The sequence below is a fragment of the Erythrobacter sp. genome (assembly GCF_039988855.1).
Classification (GTDB): domain Bacteria; phylum Pseudomonadota; class Alphaproteobacteria; order Sphingomonadales; family Sphingomonadaceae; genus Erythrobacter.
In genome coordinates this window covers 533,571-555,779 of the sequence record NZ_JBDXIY010000016.1, presented here as the reverse complement: position 1 = coordinate 555,779, position 22,209 = coordinate 533,571, and the positions used below count along the sequence as shown (strand labels likewise).

The following is a 22,209-nucleotide window of genomic DNA, read 5'->3' as shown; positions in this document are numbered from 1 at the left end:
ATAAATTTGGTTTGCGTTATTGGATCAAGCCAAAGGAGCCTAAAACCGTGAACAATGATCTTCTATGGAAATTCACGCGGATGACTGTGCAAGCCATTCGCCTGGCGTTTATCCTTGCCGCAATCGCGCTCACTCTCGGTTTCGTCATTTCCTTGGCGGGAGACGGTCCAAGCTTTGTGCAGATTGAAGAAAGCCTGAGGCTGGGTATCTTGAACGTCGACGCACGGGTTGGATTGGGCATTGCGATTGGCACTGCCATGTCAATGCTATTGCTCGCAGAGCGGTTCCTTTCGAAAATCAACGCGATCCTTGCGCCTCTTCCAAACGGTGATCCGTTCCTCGACCAAAACGCGGATCGCCTGAATACGATGGCTTGGCTTGCTCTTGCGATCCAGGTTCTGGGGTCAATGATGTGGTTCTTCCCGGTCGAAGTCCTAGCGATCGGCTCTCGGATCAAGTTGCAAAGCGATCTCTCGATCGCTGGGGTTGTCCTCGTCCTGCTTCTCTTCATGCTTGCGCGCATATTTCGACTGGGCACTGAAATGCGAAGCGACTTGGAGGGGACAGTATAATGGAATGCGGTAAAGCCCCCCGCCCGCTTTTCTGGTGGATCACAGCTGGTGTGGGAGCGATTTGCGCTTTTGCCACCGTCTTAACTGCGGTGCTTGCAGCCACTTCAATCCCGTTCGCGCAGGAAGGTTTCGCATTGGTGAAACAGCATTTTGGTGAACCTGCCTCGGTCTATCCCGCGCATGAGGTCGCTACGTTTTTCTTAATCGCTGCCTGTTTGGCCGCGCTTGCCGCCGCATATTGCTGGGTACTTGCGCGCATTGTGCGTCCGCCAAAAGATAATCGCTCCGTTCAATCAGTAAAAATCTTGGCGTGGCTTATGCTCGCAATGCACATTGTTCTATTCCCATTGGGCGATGCGGCGCTCGTGGTCGAAACGGCATTCAAAGGTCCAACTTCGGAAGTGGCCATGGCATATGAAATCATCGCGTTTCTGGCTCTCTTGACGATGTTCGCACTCGCACAAGCTTGGGCCACGGATGAACGCGACAGTGGCAAAGAAGGTTGCCTCGCATGAGTGAAGAAAAAACCGAAGATGCAATCATCGTCACGCTTGATCAGATGCTTGCCAAACGTGAAATGACCATGACGCAGTTGGCACAGCGGATTGGCATCACTTTAGCCAATATGTCGATATTGAAGACCGGGAAAGCAAAAGCGATCAGATTCTCAACTCTTGTCGCGATCTGCCGAGAACTGGATTGCCAGCCAGGGGATTTGCTTTCCTATGTCGCGAGCCAGCCTGGCGCGGAAACACTTGACTCTTAGATCGCCTGCGCTAATTGCGCCCTCGACTGCTTTCGGGTGGTCATCCGTCCAAGACCGTTGGTGAGAGGAATATGCCTCTCTTAATTTCCAGCCTAGACGGGGAAAAGAGATTTCGCAGCGCAGCTGCAGCCGAGCCTTTGGTTCACCCTCCTTCCCCATTGATGGACTTGTCTTGTGCCGATGAACGGCATGAGATGATTTGAGCCGGTTGTGCGCAGGTCTGTCCTGCAATCAGCCATAGTGAAGGAGCAAATGCATGGATCGTTCGCAAAAAGCCGATGCGGTTGCGCAGCTCACAGATGTCTTCAACGAGGTCGGTGTGGTGGTTGTCACCCGCAACCTTGGCCTGACGGTGGATCAGTCCACTGAACTGCGCGGGAAGATGCGTGAAGCCGGTGCAACTTATAAGGTTGCGAAGAACCGTCTTGCAAAGCTCGCCCTGAAAGACACCGATTACACAGGCCTTGAGGAATTCCTCAACGGTCCAACAGCTCTCGCCTGGTCACAAGACCCGGTGGCGGCGGCTAAGGCTGCTGTTGAGTTTGCGAAAGCAAACGACAAGCTGGAAATCGTCGGTGGCTCAATGGGCAGTCAGGTACTCGACGAAGCTGGAATCAAGGCGCTTGCCTCGATGCCAAGCCTTGACGAGCTGCGTGGCACGATTGTTGGCCTTGTCAATGCACCTGCGACGAAGATCGCTCAGCTTGCAACGGCACCTGCCAACAAACTTGCCCGTGTCGTTGGCGCATATGCCGCCAAAGATGCCGCTTAAGACGCTACTCGCACGATAAACGAAACATCATGGGGCACCCATTACGCCCCGAACATTATTTGGAGTTAACATCATGGCTGATATCGCCAAGCTTGTTGAAGAACTTTCGAAGCTGACCGTCCTTGAGGCAGCTGAACTTGCTACCGCGCTTGAAGAAGCATGGGGCGTTTCTGCAGCTGCTGCTGTAGCTGTTGCAGCACCTGCTGCTGGCGGCGGCGAAGCTGCTGCTGAAGAAAAAGACGAATTCGACGTCATCCTCACCGGCGACGGTGGCAAGAAAATCCAGGTCATCAAAGAAGTCCGCGCCATCACTGGCCTGGGCCTCACCGAAGCCAAAGGTCTTGTTGAAGGCGCACCAAAGCCTCTCAAGGAAGCTGTCAACAAGGCAGAAGCCGAAGAAATCAAAGGCAAGATCGAAGCAGCTGGCGGCACCGTCGAGCTCAAGTAAATCTTGGACAAAGTTTTGTGAGTGTCTTGAAGCGCTCGCAATTAGGGGGCGGTGTCAGCAATGGCGCCGCCCTTTTTGTTTGCAGGCAATGCCAGCGAAACTTTGGCCTCTGCCACCGATGAGATTTATCACGGCTTAGCGCCCGATCTGTTCAATCGCGGTCAGTTCTGAACCCAAGGAAGGGACCGAGATCTGATCTACCTGCACCTTTTCGGCGTTGGGGGCATCTTGATAATCGATGCCAAATTCAATCTCGTCATAGGCAGGGTTGTAGCTCACAGGAATGCCTGCGGCTTGCAACTGGGCCAAGGTAACGAAGCTATCAATGGCTGAGCCTTGGGAAATTGCTGCAAATTCTGTTTTGCTGAACTGTTCGCGCATCATGTCAGCCACCGAGCGCAGGCGGATAGCAATCGTGCCATCACGCTGCTGAAAATCGACGCTGCCAGTGAGAACACCGTTTACCCGCGCATCAAGCTTTGTCTTAGGCACAAGCACCGCTTGCGCAGCAGCCGTGGCGCTAACATCAGGAGACGGAGCGCCCACCGGAATGGCGCGGCGAACCTCATCAACACCTTCAGATCGCGGCGCAGGCCCGCGATTGGCCGCAATAGGAAGCGAGCTTCGCACAGCAGTCGATGCGTCGATTGCTCCTGCAAACGCAGCTTCAACCGACCGGTTGGCAATCGCATCGGTGCGCGCTGAAGACGAACTAAGCGCAAGCGATTGAGTGTCGGGACCGGCATTTTCAGGCGTCGCGCGAACAACCAAATCAAGATCAGTGATCTGTTCAATCGCCAAACTGCCGGTCGCAATAGCGTCGCTGCGAGACTGCGTTACAGGCGACGGTCCCACTGGCAAACTGGGCGGGACCAAGGCAGTAAGGGCCGAAGGCATCCCTACGCCAGAAAAGGCAAGATCGAATTCTTGTGAGCCCGCGTTAAGAACAGCCATCGGCAATTCGCGATCAAACGCGCTGAGCCGGATTTCGCTACTGAATGTAACAGCACCATCATCTGCATCGATTACATCGGCATACAATAGCCCAGAAATCTGCGCGGCGACTTGGCCTTCAGGCGTCCAGATCTCCGTCGCAAGCTTCGGCGCAGCCGCCGGCTGACTATCATTCACTATCGGCTGAAGTTCGGGTGACGAAAGCGCGTTTCCAAAAGAGGTTTCTGATATAGCACCAACCATCGCCTCTAGCGAAAGGTTGGGTACGGCAACAGCAACAGCAACCGCCGCACTGCCGAAAGCCAAACGCGCTCGATTGAGTGTCTTGCTGGCAGGGGCACCCTTAATACTGGCGGCAATCGCCGCCTTCTCAACCGCTGTCAAAGGCGCAGGTATGAAACGGGTATGGAGTAGCCAATCGCTTTGCGCGATCACTGTGCCATCCTTGCCGTCAATACCGCTCACTTGAGCCCCCCTCTAATGTCCAACCTCCGCTAATAAATTATTTACATTTTGGATAAAGCGTTTTTTTGCAGATCTGCACCGCGATGCCTCAATACAACACATCAGGGCGCCAAACCGTCTTCCTCGATGAATTTGCTTTTCCAACGCGTTTAGCCCTCCTATCCGGTCCGGCTCGCTTTAGTGCGGGCGGATTAGGTATAGTGAAGAAAGATGCCCATCAAACCCGCTCCAATCCAGCATTGAGGGCCACCCCAACTTGGGGCCAAGAGTTCCGAGCGACCTTATCGCTTGCGGCTCCGCTTGCGGCTGCCAATCTCCTGCAAATGCTCACCTACGCAGTCGATGTGATCTTTATTGCGCGGCTTGGTGATGAGCCGCTCGCCGCATCAGCATTAGCAGTATCGCTGTTCGGCTTGATCTTATGGGCAATGACCTCGCTAACCGGTGCGGTGGCCCCTCTCATTGCCGAAGCGGTTGGTGCCGGTGGTCCAACATTGCGTCCCGTGAGACGGTCTGTGCGCATGGCTCTTTGGTTGGCAGTTATCACTGGCGTCATCGGTATGGGAATTTGCCTATTGCTCGAACCCATCATGCATTTGACCGGGCAGCAGTCGCAAATCATCGCTTTGGCGCGCGATTACAACTTCATCATCATCTTCTCCTTGATCCCTATGCTTTTGGCAGGCGTCTTGCGCAATTTCGTCTCTACATTGGGGCGTCCAATTTTCGCTACCGCTATCACTGGCCTTGGAATTTTCGTGAATGCCTTTGCCAACTACGCTCTGATTTTCGGTAATTTCGGCGCGCCTGAGTTGGGGCTCAAGGGCGCAGCGGTGGCCACAATCATCACAGCCTTTGTTGTCCTTGGCACATACATTCTCGCGATACGCCTCGACCCAAAGCTGCACCGTTACCGTATTTTCGGACGGCTTTGGTCGCCGGACTGGGATCGGTTTTGGCAGATCATCCGCATTGGTGTTCCCATTGGCTTGACCGTAACTGCCGAGGCCGGAATTTTCGGTGCCGCAGCGTTTCTGATGGGCCGCTTTGGCGCAAGTGAACTTGCAGGGCACACAGTTGCATTGCAGTTGGCTGCCTTGGCATTCCAGGTGCCGTTTGGCGTGGGACAAGCCGTTACGATCCGCGTTGGTTATTTCTACGGAGCGCGCGATCCGGTTGGCGTCAAGCGTGCTGGCTGGGTCGCACTTGCAATCTCAACGGCATTTATGACTTGCACGGCCAGCGCGATGGTGATCGCACCTTACACGCTGCTGTCGATCTACGTCGATCCTTATGCCGCCAAGAACGCAGCGCTCGTTGGCTTTGCGCTGCAATACCTTGTGCTCGCCGCTGCCTTCCAATTGGTGGACGGAGTTCAGGCGGTTTCGGCCGGGGCCCTGCGCGGACTTCAAGACACGCGCGCACCCATGTGGATCGCGATTTTCAGCTATTGGGTACCCGGTATCGGCCTTTCCATTGGACTTGGTTTCTTCACGCCGCTTGAAGGGACAGGCGTTTGGATCGGCCTTGCGACAGGTCTCACGTTCGCTGCTATCTTGCTCACTTGGCGCTGGATGGCGCGCGAGCGGTTGGGCTTGGTTCGGTCCGCTCCAAACCTGCCCGAATAATTCTACTGAATTTTTTCCGACCACACCTGTTGACTCTTGCCCAGAGGACAACCATTTGCGCCTGCGTTGGCACTCCCCACGCGAGAGTGCCAAACTCGTTTATCAACCACTCAAGAAAGGTCACAAAAATGGCATTTCGTCCACTTCACGACCGCGTTTTGGTTCGCCGTATCGAAGCCGATACAAAGACCGCTGGCGGCATCATCATCCCTGACAGCGCTCAGGAAAAGCCATCCGAAGGCGAAATCGTCTCCGTTGGCGAAGGCGCACGCGACGATGCGGGCAACCGTGTCACTCTCGACGTTAAAGCAGGCGACCGCGTTCTGTTCGGCAAATGGGGCGGCACCGAAGTCAAAATTGACGGCGAAGACCTCCTCATCATGAAGGAAAGCGACATCATGGGCATCATCGGTTGAGGTCACAGACCTTAGTTTGATGCTCTTATACGCTTACCCAACTCAAAAAATCTTTCAGGAGAAACAATCATGGCTGCAAAGGACGTAAAGTTCGGCCGCGAAGCACGCGAAGGTATCCTTCGCGGCGTAGATACGCTTGCTAACGCTGTTAAAGTCACCCTCGGCCCTAAAGGGCGTAACGTCGTAATCGACAAGAGCTTTGGCGCACCGCGCATAACCAAGGACGGTGTAACGGTTGCCAAAGAAATCGAGCTTGCTGACAAGTTTGAAAACATGGGCGCGCAAATGCTCAAAGAGGTCGCTTCGAAAACGAACGATCTTGCTGGCGACGGCACCACCACTGCCACCGTTCTGGGTCAAGCAATCGCCCGCGAAGGCATGACAGCCGTTGCTGCTGGCATGAACCCAATGGACCTTAAGCGCGGCATCGACACAGCGGCCTCTGCTGTTGTCGCGAACCTTCAAGGACGTTCGAAGGAAGTCGCTGGTTCTTCAGAAGTTGCACAGGTCGGCGTTATTTCGGCCAATGGCGACAAAGAAGTCGGCGAGAAAATCGCTGAAGCCATGGATAAGGTTGGCAAAGAAGGCGTCATCACCGTCGAAGAAGCCAAGGGCCTCGAATTTGAGCTCGACGTTGTTGAAGGCATGCAGTTCGACCGCGGTTACCTGTCGCCATACTTCATCACCAACCCTGATAAGATGTTGGTTGAACTCGAAAACCCATTCATCCTGATCAACGAAGGCAAGCTCTCCAGCTTGCAAGCCATGCTGCCAGTGCTCGAAGCTGCAATGCAGTCGGGCCGTCCGCTTCTCATCATCGCTGAAGACATCGAAGGCGAAGCGCTCGCGACCCTCGTGGTCAACAAGCTGCGCGGTGGTTTGAAAGTGGCTGCTGTTAAGGCTCCTGGCTTTGGTGATCGCCGTAAAGCCATGCTGCAAGATATCTCGATCCTCACCAAAGGTGAATTGGTCAGTGAAGAGCTTGGCATCACGCTTGATAAAGTCACACTCGACATGCTCGGCGAAGCCAAGCGCGTCACTATCGACAAAGACAACACAACCATTGTCGATGGTGCCGGTTCAGAAGGCGACATCAAAGCCCGCGTCGGCGAAATCAAGGCTCAAATGGAAACCACGACTTCGGACTACGACCGTGAAAAGCTGCAAGAGCGTCTCGCGAAACTCGCAGGCGGTGTTGCAGTTATCAAAGTTGGCGGCGCTTCGGAAGTCGAAGTGAAAGAACGTAAGGACCGCGTTGATGACGCGCTTCACGCAACCCGTGCAGCGGTTGAAGAAGGCATCGTCCCTGGCGGCGGTACTGCGCTTCTTTACGCAACCAAAGCTCTCGACGGCCTCAAAGGCGACAATGACGACCAGACCCGCGGAATCGACATCGTTCGCCGTGCGATCATGGCGCCAGTTCGTCAGATCGCTGAAAACGCAGGTCATGACGGCGCGGTTGTTTCTGGCAACCTCCTTCGCGAAGGCGACGAAACCCAAGGTTTCAACGCTGCGACCGACACGTATGAGAACCTCGTCGAAGCCGGCGTGATCGACCCAACCAAGGTCGTTCGTACAGCTCTTCAAGACGCAGCTTCTGTTGCTGGCCTTATGATCACCACCGAAGCGGCGATCACGGACGCTCCAGAAGACAAAGCTGCTGGCGCACCAGCGATGCCTGATATGGGCGGAATGGGCGGCATGGGTGGCGGAATGGGCTTCTAAGAAGCCCCCTCCACCCAAGCTTTTCAGAGCTTACAAAAAGACCCCGTCGGATCACATCCGGCGGGGTCTTTTGTTGTTGAACGGAGCAAAATGACCGGTCGACAATTTTTTCTGGTGCAATGGATCGGGCTCTTCCCTTGCACACCGCATTGAGCCATGATCCGGCTACTAAAAATCAAAGGGAACTCCAATGAAGACGAAATTTGCAGCGTTGCTGCTTTCAACTGTCGCGATCGCTGGATGCGACGCGTTCACCCCGGTGGAAACGGTAGAATGCGGGAATGTCGCCCAGTCTGAATGCCTTAATGCGTGGTTCGATGAGAAATTTGAGGAGCAACTCGCCTTTTCCCCGATCACTCAGACGGCTCTTGGCCGCAAGACCGATTACGACAAGATCGATGACATGAGCGAAGAAGCTCAGCTTGCTCAGCTTGAATGGATGCGCACAGCGACCGCTCAAATGGAAGCAAGTTTCAACTATGATGAACTGACCCAGGCCGCGAAATTGTCATACGAAATGTGGCAATTCCGTTTGGAACAAGCGGAACGCGCTTGGGACTTTCGTGAGCAGGCTTACATCCTGCACCAAATGGGTTCTGCGCAAAGCGGCCTGCCCACCTTCCTGCTGACACAGCACGCAGTCGATGATGAAAGCGATATGCAGGCCTTTATCGCTCGTATCGGCGGGATTGGGACTGCGATGGACCAGCTTTTGGCCCGCGCACAATCCAATGCAGAAGCGGGCACACGCGCTCCGCGATTTGCCTATGACGCGGTTATCTTGGAATCGACCAATCTGACCTCTGGTGCACCCTTTGATGATGGCGAACCTTCCGCGATGTGGGACGGGGTTGAACGCCATCTCACCGGCCTTCTTGAAAGCGGAACAATCACGCAAGAACGGGCCGAAGAACTTCGCGCTGAAGCCCGCGCGGTCCTGACTGAGAGTTTCGCGCCGGCCTACGCACGGACGATAGCATGGTTCCAAGAAGATCGGCCCAACACCAGTGAAGAAACACAAGGTGTGACCGCTCTACCCAATGGCGAGGCCTTTTATGCTGCCTCGCTCAAAGAGATGACCACTACCGATCTAACCGCAGATGAAGTCCACCAGATTGGGCTTGACGAAGTGGAGCGCATTCAAACCGAAATGCGCGAAATCATGGGACAGGTCGGTTTTGAGGGTACTCTTCAGGAGTTTTTCGAATTCACCCGTACCGATCCGCAGTTCTTTTATCAGGATAACGATATTGGCGCTCAGGAGTATATCGATCAAGCCAAAGCCCACATCGAGACACTGACCGCTCGTTTGCCTGAGTTCTTTGGCACATTGCCAAAGGCGCCGCTTGAAGTTCGCCGAGTGGAATCCTTCCGTGAACAGGACGGCGCAGCACAGCACTATCAAGCTGGCACGCCCGACGGATCGCGGCCCGGCATTTACTATGCGCACCTGTCTGACATGACCACGATGCCGATCCCTGAGCTTGAATCGATCGCCTATCACGAAGGCAATCCGGGCCACCACATGCAGCTTTCCATTGCGCAAGAGTTGGAAGGCGTCCCCAAATTCCAATCCCAAGGCGGGTTTATTTCCGCCTATGGCGAAGGCTGGGCGCTTTACACCGAACTACTGGCCAAAGAGATGGGCGGATATCAGGACCCCTACTCTGACTTTGGCCGCCTCTCGGGCGAGATTTGGCGCGCGATCCGTCTGGTGGTCGACACCGGCATTCACGCCAAGGGCTGGAGCGAGGAAGAAGCAGTACAATATGCGCTGGCGAACTCTCCCAATCCGGAAGGCGCGGTTCGCAGCGAGGTGCAGCGCTATTACGTGCTTCCAGGCCAAGCGACATCCTACAAGATTGGGATGATCCGCATTCAGGAACTGCGCGCCAAGGCGGAAGAAGAGCTTGGCGACAATTTCGACATTCGCGGGTTCCACGATACCGTTCTTGGCGGGGGCGCAGTGCCATTGTCGATCCTTGAGACGCGGATAGACCAGTGGATCGCGAGTGTGAAGGCGGAGTAATTTCCCTTCCAATCTAGAAAAACCAAGACCCCGGCAGATACATCTGTCGGGGATTTTTCTTTGTTTGGAAGGCGAAGAGACATAGCTTGCATTTTCAGATGACATTTGGGGGTCACCTTTGTGTTGAAAGTTCTTTCCAGCAGTGAACCAGCCTCATCCGTTTGGGAGAGTATCGTCACATTTGATACAGTAATCAGCCTTGGTTTGGCGTTGATCGCTGTGGGCGCGTACATTCGGACACGTTGGAAACTGCGAACAGTCACCAAGACTCAACTGCGCATGTCAGACGATCTGGGAAAACTCAGGCTCGACCTCTCTGAGGCCGAGCAGGAAAACAAACAACTCGCCAACGAGCGCGATGAATGGATGCCAAGGAAATGGATCGCGAATGCCGACCAAGAGCGTGCATTTGGCAATGATGCGATAGCAGTCGATATTTTAGATCAAGGCTATCAACGAATGCGCGGATCATTAGGAATAGTAGTGCACCAATTAGCAGAGTTCCATGCGAGCCGCATGATTGGTGAGGACGCCGCGTTTGAGCACGAAAGTGCTTTGCGCTTATCGAAGATTGCAAAGAGCCTCGCCCCCGGTCTCGAAAATTCCGCAGCGCTAACCACCGACCTCGAAAATATCGAGATCGTCGACGGTGAGCCGCTTCAACTCGCTGCCTCCAGATTTGACGCATCCTCACCATTGGAAGCTGAGCGCGTAATATCAGCAATTTCTAAAGCGCATAAACAGCATTATGCAAACGGAAGATATCGAATTTGCTTGCTCTTCAATACGCGCGGTTTGCATCTAGCGCGGCGGCATGGTCTTGAAGCCACGCCGAACGGCTTGTCTGTCAGACACAATCTAGCGGAATCGATGTGGCGTTCTGGCTTGGTAGAAGAGGCGCTGGCCGTAGTGAGCCAGCTTCTTCCGGTGCGGCAACGTGTAGAGGGCGAGAAGGCAATCTCCGTTCTGGTTACACACAACCTGCTTGTCGCAATTCTATCAGCGGCTCAGCGCGATAAAGAGGCTCTGGAAGAGGTTGAGACACTTCTAAAACTATTTGTTGGGGTGCTCCCTGATGATTCAGATACAGTTCTTCTTACTCGCACCTTAAAGTCCCAAGTCTTGCGCAAGCTGGGCAAGAATGAGGATGCATTGAAATGCCTAGAAGAACCCCTTCACATCTTGGAAGCAGTGCACGGAGAGGAAACCATAGGCGCGCTTCAGGGCCGAACATTGAGAGCAGATATTCTGTATGAAATAGGAGAGTTTGATGAGGCGATTTCTGAGCTGGAAAGAAGTATACCCAATCATGAGAAGGCATTAGGTTCTTTTCATCCGCAGACGCTTCACGCTCAAGTTTTTCTCGCTCGGTTGCTATACCGAATTGGAAATCTAGAACGGTCAAGCAGAATCCTCGAACTGGCTTTGCCCGAACAAATGAAAGCGCTGGGCGATAAACATCCAGCTGCGGTCAAAGGCGAGGAGCTTCGCCAGCTGGTGCTGGCCGCAATTCACGACCAGTCACCTGCCAACTAGGAATCTACCCGCCCTTGCGGCTCGCCGCTGCTGCCTCAATCACGTCCTCATCCCATGTAACCTGCGTTTGGGTTTGCGGGTTAAAGCGGGTGTTGGCGTAGCTTGCTGCCTCTGCCGCTGCGACCTCTTCAGCTGTCAGGTGCTCTGAAGCCTGAAGCGCGAACACATCCAAACCGCGCGTGATTTCTGTGCCGTAGATGCGGCCATTGTACCAATAGCTGGACCAGAAACCGCCAACGACCAATTGTTCATCGCTGATTGGACCACGGTCGAAGAAGGCGATTTCCTTGGGATTGGTGCTGTCGGTGAAGTCCATCACGCTGATCCCGCCCTGATACCAAGACTGCACGAAGATATCACGGCCAGGTACCGGAATGATCGAACCATTGTGTGCAACGCAATTCTCATTCTCGGATTGCGGCCCTGGCATCTTATAGTGACTGCGGAATTCCAGCTTGCCATCGGCGATGTCGTAAATGGCGTTCGCGCCCCAAGTCATTGGGTCTGATGCCTTACAACGCGGACGACCGCCGCCGCCCCATTCATCAGTGAAGATCACTTTCGTGCCGTCATTGTTGAACGTGGCTGAATGCCAATAGGCAAAACCCTTGTCGAACACGCTGTCCGTGCGGACCGGGTTATAAGGATCGGAAATATCCATGATGATCCCATTGCCCGAACACGCGCCAGCCGCAATTTTGAGTGCCGGGAACACAGTGATGTCGTGGCATTGGTTGGTTTGACGGGTCTCTTGCGCCCCATCTTCGGATGTGCCGCCTTTCCAAAGACCTGCGATCTCGCCGGTTTCATTGTCGGCGAACACACGCGGAGAACTGGTGATACGTGCCTTTGATGGATCAGCACGGGGAATTTCAATCACGTCAATGCTGAACAGAGCGGTGCGGCTGTCGGACACATTGTCGATGCAGCGCGAAAGCTCTTCCTGCTTGCGTACCCGCGATGTGCCTGAGTTATAGACAACGATCTTCTCAGCATCGGCGCTGACAATTGAGTGCGTGTGGCTGCCACGGCAGGTTTGCACCTGACCCACTTGGCGAACGGCGGTTAGATCCGAGATGTCAAAAATGCGAAGACCGCGGAAACGCTCGTTGCTGACGTCGCCTTCAACACCTTGAAGCCCGCAATCCACGCGGCCGCGTGTTTGCTCAACGCTCATGATCAGAAGGTTTTCGTGGACAGAAACGTCGCCTTGACCGCCCGGGCAAACAACCGATGACATAAGGTTTGGCACCCCGTCATCGCCAAGCTTGTAGATGTTGAAGCCGTGATAATTGCCGGTGACCATGATATCGTCAAAGAAAGCCATGTCGGTGTTTGCAAAATCAAGCAGCGGTGAACGCTCTGCAAATTGGGTCAGGCTTTCTTCTTCCACTTCATCGCCGCGCTCTTTGGCTGCGGCTTCCTCGGCTTTAGAGAGCGCATTGCGTGCATCGACCACTGCTTGCTGTGCCGGAGTGAGGTCGCCCTCTTCCCCGGCGACCTGCTTTTCTTCAGGATCGACCTTGGCTGGGCGCAGGTCAGCAGGATTCTCCGGATCGAAGAATCCTGCAGGCTTAGACAAAGCCACAACATGGCGAAGGTTCATGATCGCCTCGCCTGCATTGTCAAAACCTACAGCCAGATTGACGCGTGGATCGGTGGAAAGGCCAGCCAGCATCACATCCATCTGATCAATTTCAGATTGCTGGTCGTTTTCAATGTCATTGGTGAACTGAAAGAGCACTGGATCGGATGCGCTGCCAGGTTGTTCAAGCAGGTCATCAACCATGGTGATCGCGCCTTCATGGTGAGCGATCATTAGTGTCAGGAACAGACGATCAAACTCGGTCCCCTCAAGCGTTGCGAGCCTGGCCATGTCTTCGGTGCTTGCCATGCCCGCCATCTGCGAATGGTCAATCGAATGCCCCATCGTGTGATTGGAGTGATCCATAGTGGCATGGTCTGTCCCCGAATGATCCATCCCAACCATCACAGTCTTCCGACCGCGCGCGGAAAGCCATTCGTTCATAAACTCGATTTCGTCAGTTTGGCTCGACAGAATACGGCCTGCAATGGTGACGACTTCTTTGTTATTGGTGCGCGCTTCGACCAGCTGCGACATTTCGACCGCTTGTTGGTGGTGCACAATCATGCCTTGCATGAAGCCAACGTCCGCGTCGGTATAGCTTGCTTTCGCAATCTCACTCGCCTCGCTCGCACTTAACGTTTTGCTCGCCTCGCCCGGCGCGCCTGGCAAGAGGATTGGAGCGTTCTGTGCCATCGCTATGCTCGAACCGGTCAGAAGAAGGCCCGTGATAAAGCTCCGTGAGCCCAAAGCGAAAGTGCGTTGCATGGTCATATAGTCCTTATGATATTCCGTTTGGCAGCATTCCTGCCCGATTGACTGCGTCAGTCAAGGCTCTGCCGGACCCGAGCTATAGAAACGCAACAAGGGAACAATCGAAGGGCAGTGCGCATTATCATTAGTGCAGCGATAAGGCCCAAGATCGCGAATCGGTCGTGAGCGCTGCACAATTCGCCGCATGCGATGGGAAGAGTGCTTGTCGCGGCGAATCGTAGGACTCTAGGGTCGCGCTTAAGCTGCCGCTAACCTTGTCCGGAGTAAGCACTGCAAATGGCAATCCGATATATTCTCTCCTCGATCGCCCGCGCCGCTATTCCGGCTGCAGCTCTTATCTTTGCAAGTTTCACGCCCGCATTCGCTCAAGGCAATGAACCCCAGCAAGATCATGAACTCCAGTCGAGCTTTGACAGCGCTTTTGGCACGCAGGCCCGTGCGCCTTCTACCTTCGAGGCGATCTATTCCTCTTCGTTCGAGCAGCGTATTGCTGAACTTGCTGATGCTAGTCAGGGACGAATTGGCGTTGCGGCATGGGACCTTGCGACCGGCGAGCAAGTCATGGTCCTTGGCGATCAATTGTTTCCAATGGCTTCGACCAGTAAGATCGCGGTCGCTGCCAAATATCTCGAAATGGTGGAACAGGGGCGCTATTCGCTCACGACTGAGTTCCCTCTGCTTATCCCCGTCCGTTCGAAGAAGTTTTCATCCGCAGCCGCGCCTGTGCGCAATGGTAATTCGATGGCAGCGATAGACTTGATCGAGATTATGATCACACGCTCCAGCAACCCGGCGACCGATGCCCTCTTAAAGGCTGTTGGAGGCCCCTCAGCGGTAACCGACTGGATGCGCCGCCAAGGCATCACCGATTTTTCGATCGACCGCGATATCGCGACATTGGTACGCGATGATGGCGAATTTGACCCCGCCAATTGGATCGATCCGCGCGATGCGGCAACACCCAAAGCCATGGTCCGCCTGCTGGCAGGACTTTATCGCGGGGAATACTTGTCTGACGAAAGCCGCCGCATCTTACTTGGCGCGATGAGCCGCACTGTCACGGGCAAACGCCGTATCATCGCCAATATGCCCGGTGAGGCAAAGGTCAGTCATAAGACTGGATCACTCAACAACACATCGAGCGATATTGGCCTTATCGAGAGCCCCGATGGACGCGCGATTGCTGTTGCCATTTATGTGACGGGGCAAGGGACACGCCGTGCCCGTGAAGCACGGATCGCATCGATTGCTCGTGCGCTTTACGATGGGTTTGGAGCGCGCGCGCGCCAGGACCGCAATTGGGTCAGCGCACCCCGTTTGGGCGGCGGTTAAGAGACGCTCCCCGAACCCGTCCAATTCAGGCAAAGAAAAAGGCGGCGCCCGCATAGGGACGCCGCCTTTTCTTTTACTAGTCTGAAACTAGCGAAAAGCGATTACTCGCCGTCCACGATAGATTCAGCTTTGTCAGCAGCTGCTTCTGCAGCTTCGGTGACGGCATCAGCCGCACCGCTTGCAGCGTCTGCAGTTGCATCAGCAGCTTCGCCAGCTGCGTCTGTAGTCGCGTCAACAGCGCCTTCAGCAGCTTCACCGGTTGCTTCAGCAGCGTCGCCAACAGCTTCGGTGCCTTCTTCAACGATTGAAGCAGCGTCAGCAGCCATCGCGTCACCGGTGTCAGCAACTGCGTCTGCGGTTTCACCGCAAGCAGCGAGGCCAAGAGCAGAAGTTGCAACAGCAGCGGCAAGAACGATCTTACGCATAATAAAATTCCTTGTTCAGCGTTTAGAACACGCACCCCCCTCCTAGAGGAACGCGCTAAAGCCCGGCAGAACGGCCTGACTTGGGCTTCTAAATAGTGGCAGAAATGTGGCCAGACAAGTAAAATGTGGCAAAACGCCTCTTTCCCGCCTCATTTTTGCCGCAATTAGGCAGGCCTTCGGGACGTTACTTTTGGTGGGCAACAGGGGCTAGAAGCACAAAGGCGACTTACGCCCGCGCCCGCGCAATGCTAGCAGGTGGGCCATGTCAGATAAGAAGCAGCATCTCTATCTCGTCGATGGGTCGGCCTATATTTTCCGCGCCTACCACCGGTTACCGCCCCTCACCAATCCGGAAGGGACCCCGGTTGGCGCGGTTTATGGTTATACGACCATGTTATGGAAGCTGGCCGAAGATCTGGATGCTGCAGATGGTCCCACCCATTTGGCGGTTATCTTGGACGCATCTTCCAAGAGTTTCCGCAATGACATTTATCCAGAATATAAGGCCAACCGTCCTCCGCCGCCCGAAGATTTGCGACCACAATTTCCGCTGATCCGCGATGCGACCCGCGCCTTTAGCCTCCCTTGCATTGAAGAACAGGGGTTGGAGGCAGACGACCTGATCGCTTCCTATGCGCGCGAGGCTCAACGCAAAGGGTGGGATGTCACTATCGTGTCCTCTGACAAGGACTTGATGCAGCTCGTTGGCGAAGAAAACGGTGCGCGCGTCGACATGCTCGATACAATGAAGTCACAGCGAATCTATCTGAATGAAGTGCATGAGAAATTTGGGGTGACGCCTGAATTGGTAGGTGACGTCCTCGCTTTGATGGGGGACAGCGTCGACAATGTGCCCGGCATTTACGGCGTAGGCCCAAAAACCGCATCCAAGCTGATTGCCGAACACGGCTCGCTCAACGCGGCGCTCGACCAAGCGCCGGACATGAAAAAATCCAAGCTGAAAGAACGCCTGCTCGAAGGACGCGAAGCTGCCGAGCTGTCGCGCGTTCTGGTTGCCTTGAAAGAAGACTGCGATTTGCCAGTCGCGATCGAGGACATGGCCCTAAGCAAGATCCCTGAAGAACCGTTGGCCGAATTTCTTCAAATGCACGGCTTTAATTCGCTTCTCAAACGGCTTGGTACGGGCGCTGGCTCGCCCGAGCGGGCCAACAACCTCAATCCTGCCAAAGCGGATAAAGGCGGCGACAAAGGCACAGCTGAGGGCAACAGCCAGGCCTTGCCAGAAATGCCGGATGTGGATCGAACCGCATATGAGACCGTGCAGACTGCGGAACGGTTACGTGATTGGGTGGCCCGGGCAACGACGGCACGGATTGTCGCGGTTGATACAGAGACCTCTTCGCTCAACGCGATGCGGGCCGATCTTGTCGGGGTTAGCCTTGCGCTTGGGCCCAATGACGCCTGTTATATCCCGCTCGCCCATGGCGGCACGGACCTGTTGGCCGAAACCCCGGATCAAATCGCGATGGCCGATGCCATCGCTGCACTCAAACCCATGCTTGAGGATGATTCTGTCCTCAAAGTCTTCCAGAACGGCAAGTATGACATGAACGTGTTGGAGCGCTCTGGGATCAGCGTTTCGCCGATTGAAGACACAATGGTGATGAGCTTTGATCTTGACGCAGGCCGCGGGGAAGGCGTTGGAGGGCATGGCATGGACGACCTTTCGACCCGCCACCTTGGCCATACACCGCTTTCCTTCAAAGAGGTTTGCGGGACGGGCAAGAAAGCCATCCCGTTTGGCGAAGTGCCGTTGGATCGAGCCACTGAATACGCCGCCGAAGACGCGGACGTTACTTTGCGGCTTTACCGCATGTTCAAACCGCGCCTTTCCGAGGAAGGCGGTAGCGCCATTTACGAACGCGTTGATCGCCCCCTTATTCCGGTGGTCGCTGGAATGGAGCGCGAAGGCATCAAGGTGGACCGCGCACGCCTCGCAAAACTCTCAGAAGAATTTGCAACCGAGACAGCGCGCCTCGAAAAAGCGATCCATGTGGCCGCCGGCGAAGAGTTTTCGGTTGGATCACCTAAACAATTGGGCGAAATCCTTTTTGATAAGATGGGCTTCAAAGGCGGGCGCAAGGGCAAGAGCGGCGCTTACTCGACCGATCAATCCACGCTTGAGAAGCTAAGCAGCGATCCGGAGGCCGCGGCGATCACCAAAAAGGTGCTGGAATGGCGCCATTTGTCAAAACTGAAATCGACTTACACCGATGCGCTGCAAGCCCAGATCAACCCGAACACAGGCCGAGTGCACACCAGCTATAGCCTTGCCGGAGCGCAGACTGGCAGACTGTCATCAACCGATCCCAATCTTCAGAACATTCCCATTCGCACGCCGATTGGCCGGCAAATCCGTGAGGCTTTTGTGCCGGAGAACGGCAATGTCCTTCTTGCGGCTGACTACAGCCAAATCGAGCTGCGTTTGGCGGCACATATGGCCGATGTTGGCACGCTAAAAGAAGCCTTTGCGGCGGGTGAAGATATCCACGCGCGCACAGCGACAGAGATGTTTGGGCAAGTCACCCGCGATACCCGTGCGCAGGCAAAAACAATCAACTTCGCGATCCTATATGGTATTTCACGCTGGGGTCTTGCTGGCCGGTTGGAAGTCGAACCCGATGAAGCCCAAGCCATGATTGACACCTATTTTCAGCGCTTCCCCGGTATCCAGCGTTATATCTCCGAGACACTCACAAGCGTTGGCGAGACGGGCTACTCAGAGACACTGTTCGGACGCAAAACATGGTTCCCGCGGATTAAGTCAAAGAACCAGGCCGAACGCCAAGGCTCAGAGCGCGCCGCGATCAATGCGCCGATCCAGGGCACCAGCGCCGATATCATCAAACGCGCCATGGCAAGGATGCTTCCCGCGCTGCGCGATGCCGGATTGAACGATGTCCGGATGCTACTTCAGGTCCACGATGAATTGGTGTTTGAATTGCCAGAGGGCGATGTCGCCGCTGCCTCACCTATTGTCGAACGTGTCATGGCAGAGGCCGCGTTACCAGCGGTAACGCTCGACGTGCCTTTGGCAATCGACATCGGTACCGGGGCCAGTTGGGACGCGGCGCATTAGGGCAAAGGAACGCGCGGCCTATTCGTGCTTTTCGGCGCGCGTCGCTTCCAAATTCTCCGGCGCAAAAAAGCCAATCGGATTGGCTTCTACTGCGCGTTTTTTGAGCTCACCTCGCATTGCTCGGTATTCGGCTTCCATCCGGGGCGTCACTGTCGCTCGGCTGTCTCCCAGCGCGTCATCGAAATCTTGCATCTCGACAGCTGAAACGTCGCCGCCCATCCGCCGCAAAGCCCCCAGACCCGCCCGGCGCACGACATCTTCAAGGTCTGCGCCAGTGAAGCGTTCGGTTTTGGCCGCGACTTCATCCAAATCGACATTGCTTGAAAGCGGCATTTTCTCTGTGTGAATGCCCAGAATATGTCGGCGTCCTTCTAGGTCGGGCGTGCCGACATAAACCAGCTCATCAAACCGGCCCGGGCGAAGGAGAGCTGGATCCACCAAGGTCGGACGGTTGGTCGCGCCAATGACGATTACCGATTGCAGTTCTTCGAGCCCGTCCATCTCAGCAAGGACCGTGTTCACGACGCGGCCCGTCACTTGCGGCTCGCCCTGCCCGCTTCCGCGTGCAGGAACAAGGCTATCAATCTCGTCGATAAACACGACGCACGGCGCAACGGCGCGCGCGCGCGCGAAGAGTTTGGCGATCTGCTGTTCGCTCTCTCCATACCATTTGCTGAGGAGGTCTGAGCTTTTCAGAGAGATGAAGTTCGCATCAGCCTCTTTCGCAACGGCCTTTGCCAGTAAGGTCTTGCCTGTGCCGGGAGGTCCATAAAGAAGGAAGCCTTTGGCTGCGCGAATACCCAAACGGCGGAACCCTTCGGCGTTTTTCAAGGGCAGCTCGATACCCTCTTTGAGCTTGTCGATTGCATCGCCAACCCCGCCAATATCGTCCCATCCGACTTTGGGCATTTGCACCATGACTTCGCGCATTGCCGAGGGTTGAACGCGTTTTAGAGCGCTTTGGAAATCATCGCGTGTCACGCGCAATTCTTCGAGTACCTGAGGCGGGATTTCCCGCGCATCAAGGTCAAGCTTGGGCATGATCCGGCGCACGGCATCAATCGCAGCTTCACGAGCAAGCGCGGCAAGATCGGCCCCAACAAAGCCGTGCGTCATGCGTGCAAGCTGATCCAGATCGATTCCCGTCTCCAGCGGCATGCCGCGAGTGTGGATGGACAAAATCTCACGCCGACCAGTTTGATCAGGCACGCCTACAATGATCTCTCGGTCAAAACGGCCCGGACGGCGCAGCGCCTCATCAATTGCATCAGGCCGATTGGTTGCCGCAATCACAACGATGTTTGCGCGCGCTTCCAGCCCATCCATCAAGGTGAGCATCTGGGCGACCAACCGTTTCTCGGCCTCACCGGGCACTTGCGTGCGTTTGGGAGCGATAGAATCGATTTCGTCGATAAAGATGATGGCAGGCGATGCCCTCGTGGCCTCTTCGAATACCTCGCGAAGTCGCTTTTCACTCTCGCCATAACCCGAGCCCATGATTTCAGGCCCATTGATAATGAAGAAATCAGCGTCACTTTCACTGGCAACCGCCTGAGCGAGACGAGTTTTCCCGGTGCCCGGAGGGCCATGAAGGAGCACGCCCTTAGGTGGATCGACGCCAAGGCGCGTAAACAATTCCGGATAGCGCAAGGGCAGTTCAACCATTTCACGCAGCGCCGTGATGGTGTCTTCCATCCCGCCTACATCATCATAATTGACTGTGCCGCGCGCATCACGCGGTTCTTCAAATTCAGTGCGCAGCTCAACCTCGGTGTTCTCGTCGATATGGACGATACCCTTCGGAGTGGTTGCATGGACCGAAAGCCGAATTTGCGTCAGCGCATAGGCCGGAGCGCGCAACAATTGGCGCACATCTGATGGCATGTTCTGGACGGGTTGTTGTCCAGCAGTGGCGACAAGGTCCCCTGTGACCAATGGTCTTTTAAAGAAATTGCGTTTCAGCGCCTGCGTTGGACCTTGCAAACGCATATCGCGTTGAGCCGGGGCGAATACGACTCGTGTCGCAGGGCGCGATTCGCTGGCACGAATATCAACATGCTCCCCTGACCCGGCTTCCGCATTGCCGCGTTGAAGCCCATCGAGCCGAATGACATCTAATGTTTCATCCTCCGGATAGGCAGGCAGTGCGATCGCCGCAGTCGAACGCTTGCCGACGATCTCCACAACATCGCCCTCGGTGATGCCAAGCTTTTGGAATGCCGTGCGGGGCATTCTTGTGATGCCCTGCCCCGATTCCTCTTGTCGTGCAGGCGCCACTTGAAGCCGAAGAGTGTTACTAGAACTGGCGGCTGTATCAGCGTCTGCCATGGGCGATATCCTTTGGCTGAAAAATACGATCAACTCAGTGATCTAATGGAATGATCACAATTAGCTAGGATGCAGAAGGTGGGAATGCAAATAGCACTTTGTAAGTGCACATAAGGGCATGCCTCAGAGCCGCGTGGCCAAAGCCAACCGTTCATCAGCAACTACGGACGGCAAAAGAAGGATATTTGTCTCGATCGCCATAGACTCGAGACAAAAAAAGCCCGGCACAAAGGCCGGGCTTTAAAGTTTGGGAGAGGATGCCCGAAGGCACGCAGGTTTTTTGCCGTCACCAGCGTTATTGTGCAAGTGCGAAAGCCGCATCGTTAGATGCAAGAAATGCACCACATAGTCGGAAGAAATCCGGTTTCATGCGAATTTGCGCAAAAGGTTAGGCCTAATTGTTATGCGTTTGCCCGCTTTTTGAGCAGGTTTGCGCTTCTGCGTGTGCCCAGATACAATCTCTCATGCTTAATCTCTAACCCGTGACATCGCGGTTGCATCATACTAATCAGGGGTTTGTGACCTCATATGGTCCGACCAAAGCCAAGCGCCGCCTTTTGATGCGGATCGTTCGGGTTTTGGCGGGCTTTCCGATGGAAATTGAACGGACCGACTTTTCCTATGTCAAAAATTTACCCGAACGCTGTTGCTGCGCTTGAGGGCGTCATCGCCAATGATTTGATTGTTGCCGCAGGCGGTTTTGGCCTTTGCGGCATCCCAGAACACCTTTTGGACGCGATCAAAGAGAGCGGCGTCACCGACCTTACATTTGCAAGCAATAATGCGGGCATCGACAATGAAGGCATCGGTAAGCTGCTGCGCACACGCCAAGTGAAGAAGATGATCTCTTCTTATGTCGGTGAGAACAAAGAGTTTGAACGGCAATTCTTATCAGGCGAGCTTGAGGTGGAATTTTGCCCTCAGGGCACATTAGCCGAAAGGATGCGCGCAGGCGGGGCCGGCATTCCTGGTTTTTTCACAAAGACCGGTGTCGGAACACAGGTGGCCGAGGGTAAGGAACATCAAAAATTCCCAGATCAAGACGGCGTCATGTCCACCTATATTTTGGAACGCGGCATCTTCGCTGATTTGGCCATCGTAAAGGCTTGGAAGGCGGATGAGACGGGCAATCTCATTTTCCGCAAAACAGCGCGCAATTTCAACCAACCAGCGGCAACCTGCGGGAAGGTTTGTATCGCGGAGGTTGAGGAAATAGTTCCGGCGGGCGTTTTGGAAGCGGATGAGATTCATTTGCCGGGCGTATTTGTCAATCGTATGGTTCTTGGTGCGCCGTATGACAAAAAAATCGAATTCCGCACCGTTCGCTCACGCGAGGAAGCGTAAGGGGGAGGCC

At 55.0% G+C, this 22,209-nt stretch carries 17 protein-coding genes; 13 read left to right on the top strand and 4 right to left on the bottom strand.

What is annotated here, in order from left to right; translation table 11 throughout:
- Positions 1 to 47 precede the first annotated feature (47 nt).
- From ABJ205_RS10375 to rplL, 5 genes are all read left to right on the top strand, one after another.
- Positions 48 to 572 carry a DUF2975 domain-containing protein gene (locus tag ABJ205_RS10375; RefSeq protein WP_348159141.1) on the top strand — a complete coding sequence of 175 codons (525 nt, stop codon included), beginning with the start codon at positions 48 to 50 and terminating at the stop codon, positions 570 to 572.
- The gene (locus ABJ205_RS10370; RefSeq protein WP_348159140.1) at positions 572 to 1,087 is read left to right on the top strand and encodes a hypothetical protein; all 516 of its coding nucleotides are present in this window, start codon (positions 572 to 574) and stop codon (positions 1,085 to 1,087) included. The genes ABJ205_RS10375 and ABJ205_RS10370 overlap by 1 nt, the downstream gene beginning before the upstream one ends.
- Positions 1,084 to 1,338, top strand: a complete 255-nt coding sequence (locus ABJ205_RS10365) for a helix-turn-helix transcriptional regulator (RefSeq protein ID WP_348159139.1) — start codon at positions 1,084 to 1,086, stop codon at positions 1,336 to 1,338. The genes ABJ205_RS10370 and ABJ205_RS10365 overlap by 4 nt, the downstream gene beginning before the upstream one ends.
- Before the next feature lie 256 nt (positions 1,339 to 1,594).
- Positions 1,595 to 2,110, top strand: a complete 516-nt coding sequence (rplJ, locus tag ABJ205_RS10360) for a 50S ribosomal protein L10 (RefSeq protein ID WP_348159137.1) — start codon at positions 1,595 to 1,597, stop codon at positions 2,108 to 2,110.
- 73 nt (positions 2,111 to 2,183) lie between these two features.
- The gene (gene rplL / locus ABJ205_RS10355; protein WP_348159136.1) at positions 2,184 to 2,558 is read left to right on the top strand and encodes a 50S ribosomal protein L7/L12; all 375 of its coding nucleotides are present in this window, start codon (positions 2,184 to 2,186) and stop codon (positions 2,556 to 2,558) included.
- A 135-nt stretch (positions 2,559 to 2,693) separates the two neighbouring features.
- Here rplL and ABJ205_RS10350 read toward each other — a convergent pair whose 3' ends face one another.
- Positions 2,694 to 3,977 (bottom strand): hypothetical protein, encoded by a 1,284-nt coding sequence (locus ABJ205_RS10350; RefSeq protein ID WP_348159134.1) that lies wholly within the window; start codon positions 3,975 to 3,977, stop codon positions 2,694 to 2,696.
- Positions 3,978 to 4,177: 200 nt separating this feature from the next.
- Between ABJ205_RS10350 and ABJ205_RS10345 the strand changes: the two genes are divergently transcribed.
- The 5 genes from ABJ205_RS10345 to ABJ205_RS10325 all read left to right on the top strand — a co-directional run bounded on the left by ABJ205_RS10345 (position 4,178) and on the right by ABJ205_RS10325 (position 11,311).
- Positions 4,178 to 5,605: an MATE family efflux transporter gene (locus ABJ205_RS10345; RefSeq protein WP_348159132.1), complete on the top strand. Its 1,428-nt coding sequence runs from the start codon at positions 4,178 to 4,180 to the stop codon at positions 5,603 to 5,605.
- Between the two features lie 128 nt (positions 5,606 to 5,733).
- On the top strand, positions 5,734 to 6,021 hold the full coding sequence (locus ABJ205_RS10340; protein WP_348159131.1) for a co-chaperone GroES: 288 nt from the start codon (positions 5,734 to 5,736) through the stop codon (positions 6,019 to 6,021).
- Positions 6,022 to 6,090: 69 nt separating this feature from the next.
- Complete coding sequence (gene groL / locus ABJ205_RS10335; RefSeq protein WP_348159129.1) at positions 6,091 to 7,746, top strand: chaperonin GroEL; 1,656 nt, start codon at positions 6,091 to 6,093, stop codon at positions 7,744 to 7,746.
- Between the two features lie 190 nt (positions 7,747 to 7,936).
- The gene (locus ABJ205_RS10330; RefSeq protein ID WP_348159127.1) at positions 7,937 to 9,775 is read left to right on the top strand and encodes a DUF885 domain-containing protein; all 1,839 of its coding nucleotides are present in this window, start codon (positions 7,937 to 7,939) and stop codon (positions 9,773 to 9,775) included.
- A 120-nt stretch (positions 9,776 to 9,895) separates the two neighbouring features.
- On the top strand, positions 9,896 to 11,311 hold the full coding sequence (locus ABJ205_RS10325) for a tetratricopeptide repeat protein (protein WP_348159125.1): 1,416 nt from the start codon (positions 9,896 to 9,898) through the stop codon (positions 11,309 to 11,311).
- Positions 11,312 to 11,315: 4 nt separating this feature from the next.
- On the opposite strand, the gene ABJ205_RS10320 is transcribed toward ABJ205_RS10325, so the two are convergent.
- Positions 11,316 to 13,664, bottom strand: a complete 2,349-nt coding sequence (locus ABJ205_RS10320; RefSeq protein ID WP_348159123.1) for a DUF305 domain-containing protein — start codon at positions 13,662 to 13,664, stop codon at positions 11,316 to 11,318.
- 282 nt (positions 13,665 to 13,946) lie between these two features.
- Here ABJ205_RS10320 and ABJ205_RS10315 point away from each other — a divergent pair, with 282 nt between their 5' ends.
- The gene (locus tag ABJ205_RS10315; protein ID WP_348159121.1) at positions 13,947 to 15,002 is read left to right on the top strand and encodes a serine hydrolase; all 1,056 of its coding nucleotides are present in this window, start codon (positions 13,947 to 13,949) and stop codon (positions 15,000 to 15,002) included.
- A 101-nt stretch (positions 15,003 to 15,103) separates the two neighbouring features.
- Here ABJ205_RS10315 and ABJ205_RS10310 read toward each other — a convergent pair whose 3' ends face one another.
- Positions 15,104 to 15,427 carry a hypothetical protein gene (locus ABJ205_RS10310; protein ID WP_348159119.1) on the bottom strand — a complete coding sequence of 108 codons (324 nt, stop codon included), beginning with the start codon at positions 15,425 to 15,427 and terminating at the stop codon, positions 15,104 to 15,106.
- A gap of 262 nt (positions 15,428 to 15,689) precedes the next feature.
- On the opposite strand from ABJ205_RS10310, the gene polA reads away from it, so the two are divergent.
- A complete protein-coding gene (polA, locus tag ABJ205_RS10305) occupies positions 15,690 to 18,527 on the top strand; it encodes a DNA polymerase I (protein ID WP_348159118.1) in 2,838 nt (945 codons plus the stop codon).
- Between the two features lie 18 nt (positions 18,528 to 18,545).
- Here the strand turns inward: polA and ABJ205_RS10300 are convergent, their stop codons facing one another.
- Positions 18,546 to 20,855, bottom strand: coding sequence for a CDC48 family AAA ATPase (locus ABJ205_RS10300; RefSeq protein WP_348159116.1), 2,310 nt, complete (start codon positions 20,853 to 20,855; stop codon positions 18,546 to 18,548).
- Positions 20,856 to 21,476: 621 nt separating this feature from the next.
- Between ABJ205_RS10300 and ABJ205_RS10295 the strand changes: the two genes are divergently transcribed.
- On the top strand, positions 21,477 to 22,199 hold the full coding sequence (locus tag ABJ205_RS10295; protein ID WP_348159114.1) for a CoA transferase subunit A: 723 nt from the start codon (positions 21,477 to 21,479) through the stop codon (positions 22,197 to 22,199).
- Positions 22,200 to 22,209 lie beyond the last annotated feature (10 nt).

Excerpts from the sequence above, each read along its gene's own strand:
- ABJ205_RS10370 (WP_348159140.1), top strand. The coding sequence starts at position 572 with ATGGAATGCGGTAAAGCCCCCCGCCCGCTTTTCTGGTGGATCACAGCT.
- ABJ205_RS10365 (WP_348159139.1), top strand. The coding sequence starts at position 1,084 with ATGAGTGAAGAAAAAACCGAAGATGCAATCATCGTCACGCTTGATCAG.
- rplJ (WP_348159137.1), top strand. The coding sequence starts at position 1,595 with ATGGATCGTTCGCAAAAAGCCGATGCGGTTGCGCAGCTCACAGATGTC.
- rplL (WP_348159136.1), top strand. The coding sequence starts at position 2,184 with ATGGCTGATATCGCCAAGCTTGTTGAAGAACTTTCGAAGCTGACCGTC.
- ABJ205_RS10340 (WP_348159131.1), top strand. The coding sequence starts at position 5,734 with ATGGCATTTCGTCCACTTCACGACCGCGTTTTGGTTCGCCGTATCGAA.
- groL (WP_348159129.1), top strand. The coding sequence starts at position 6,091 with ATGGCTGCAAAGGACGTAAAGTTCGGCCGCGAAGCACGCGAAGGTATC.
- ABJ205_RS10330 (WP_348159127.1), top strand. The coding sequence starts at position 7,937 with ATGAAGACGAAATTTGCAGCGTTGCTGCTTTCAACTGTCGCGATCGCT.
- ABJ205_RS10320 (WP_348159123.1), bottom strand. The coding sequence starts at position 13,664 with ATGCAACGCACTTTCGCTTTGGGCTCACGGAGCTTTATCACGGGCCTT.
- ABJ205_RS10315 (WP_348159121.1), top strand. The coding sequence starts at position 13,947 with ATGGCAATCCGATATATTCTCTCCTCGATCGCCCGCGCCGCTATTCCG.
- ABJ205_RS10310 (WP_348159119.1), bottom strand. The coding sequence starts at position 15,427 with ATGCGTAAGATCGTTCTTGCCGCTGCTGTTGCAACTTCTGCTCTTGGC.
- polA (WP_348159118.1), top strand. The coding sequence starts at position 15,690 with ATGTCAGATAAGAAGCAGCATCTCTATCTCGTCGATGGGTCGGCCTAT.
- ABJ205_RS10300 (WP_348159116.1), bottom strand. The coding sequence starts at position 20,855 with ATGGCAGACGCTGATACAGCCGCCAGTTCTAGTAACACTCTTCGGCTT.
- ABJ205_RS10295 (WP_348159114.1), top strand. The coding sequence starts at position 21,477 with ATGTCAAAAATTTACCCGAACGCTGTTGCTGCGCTTGAGGGCGTCATC.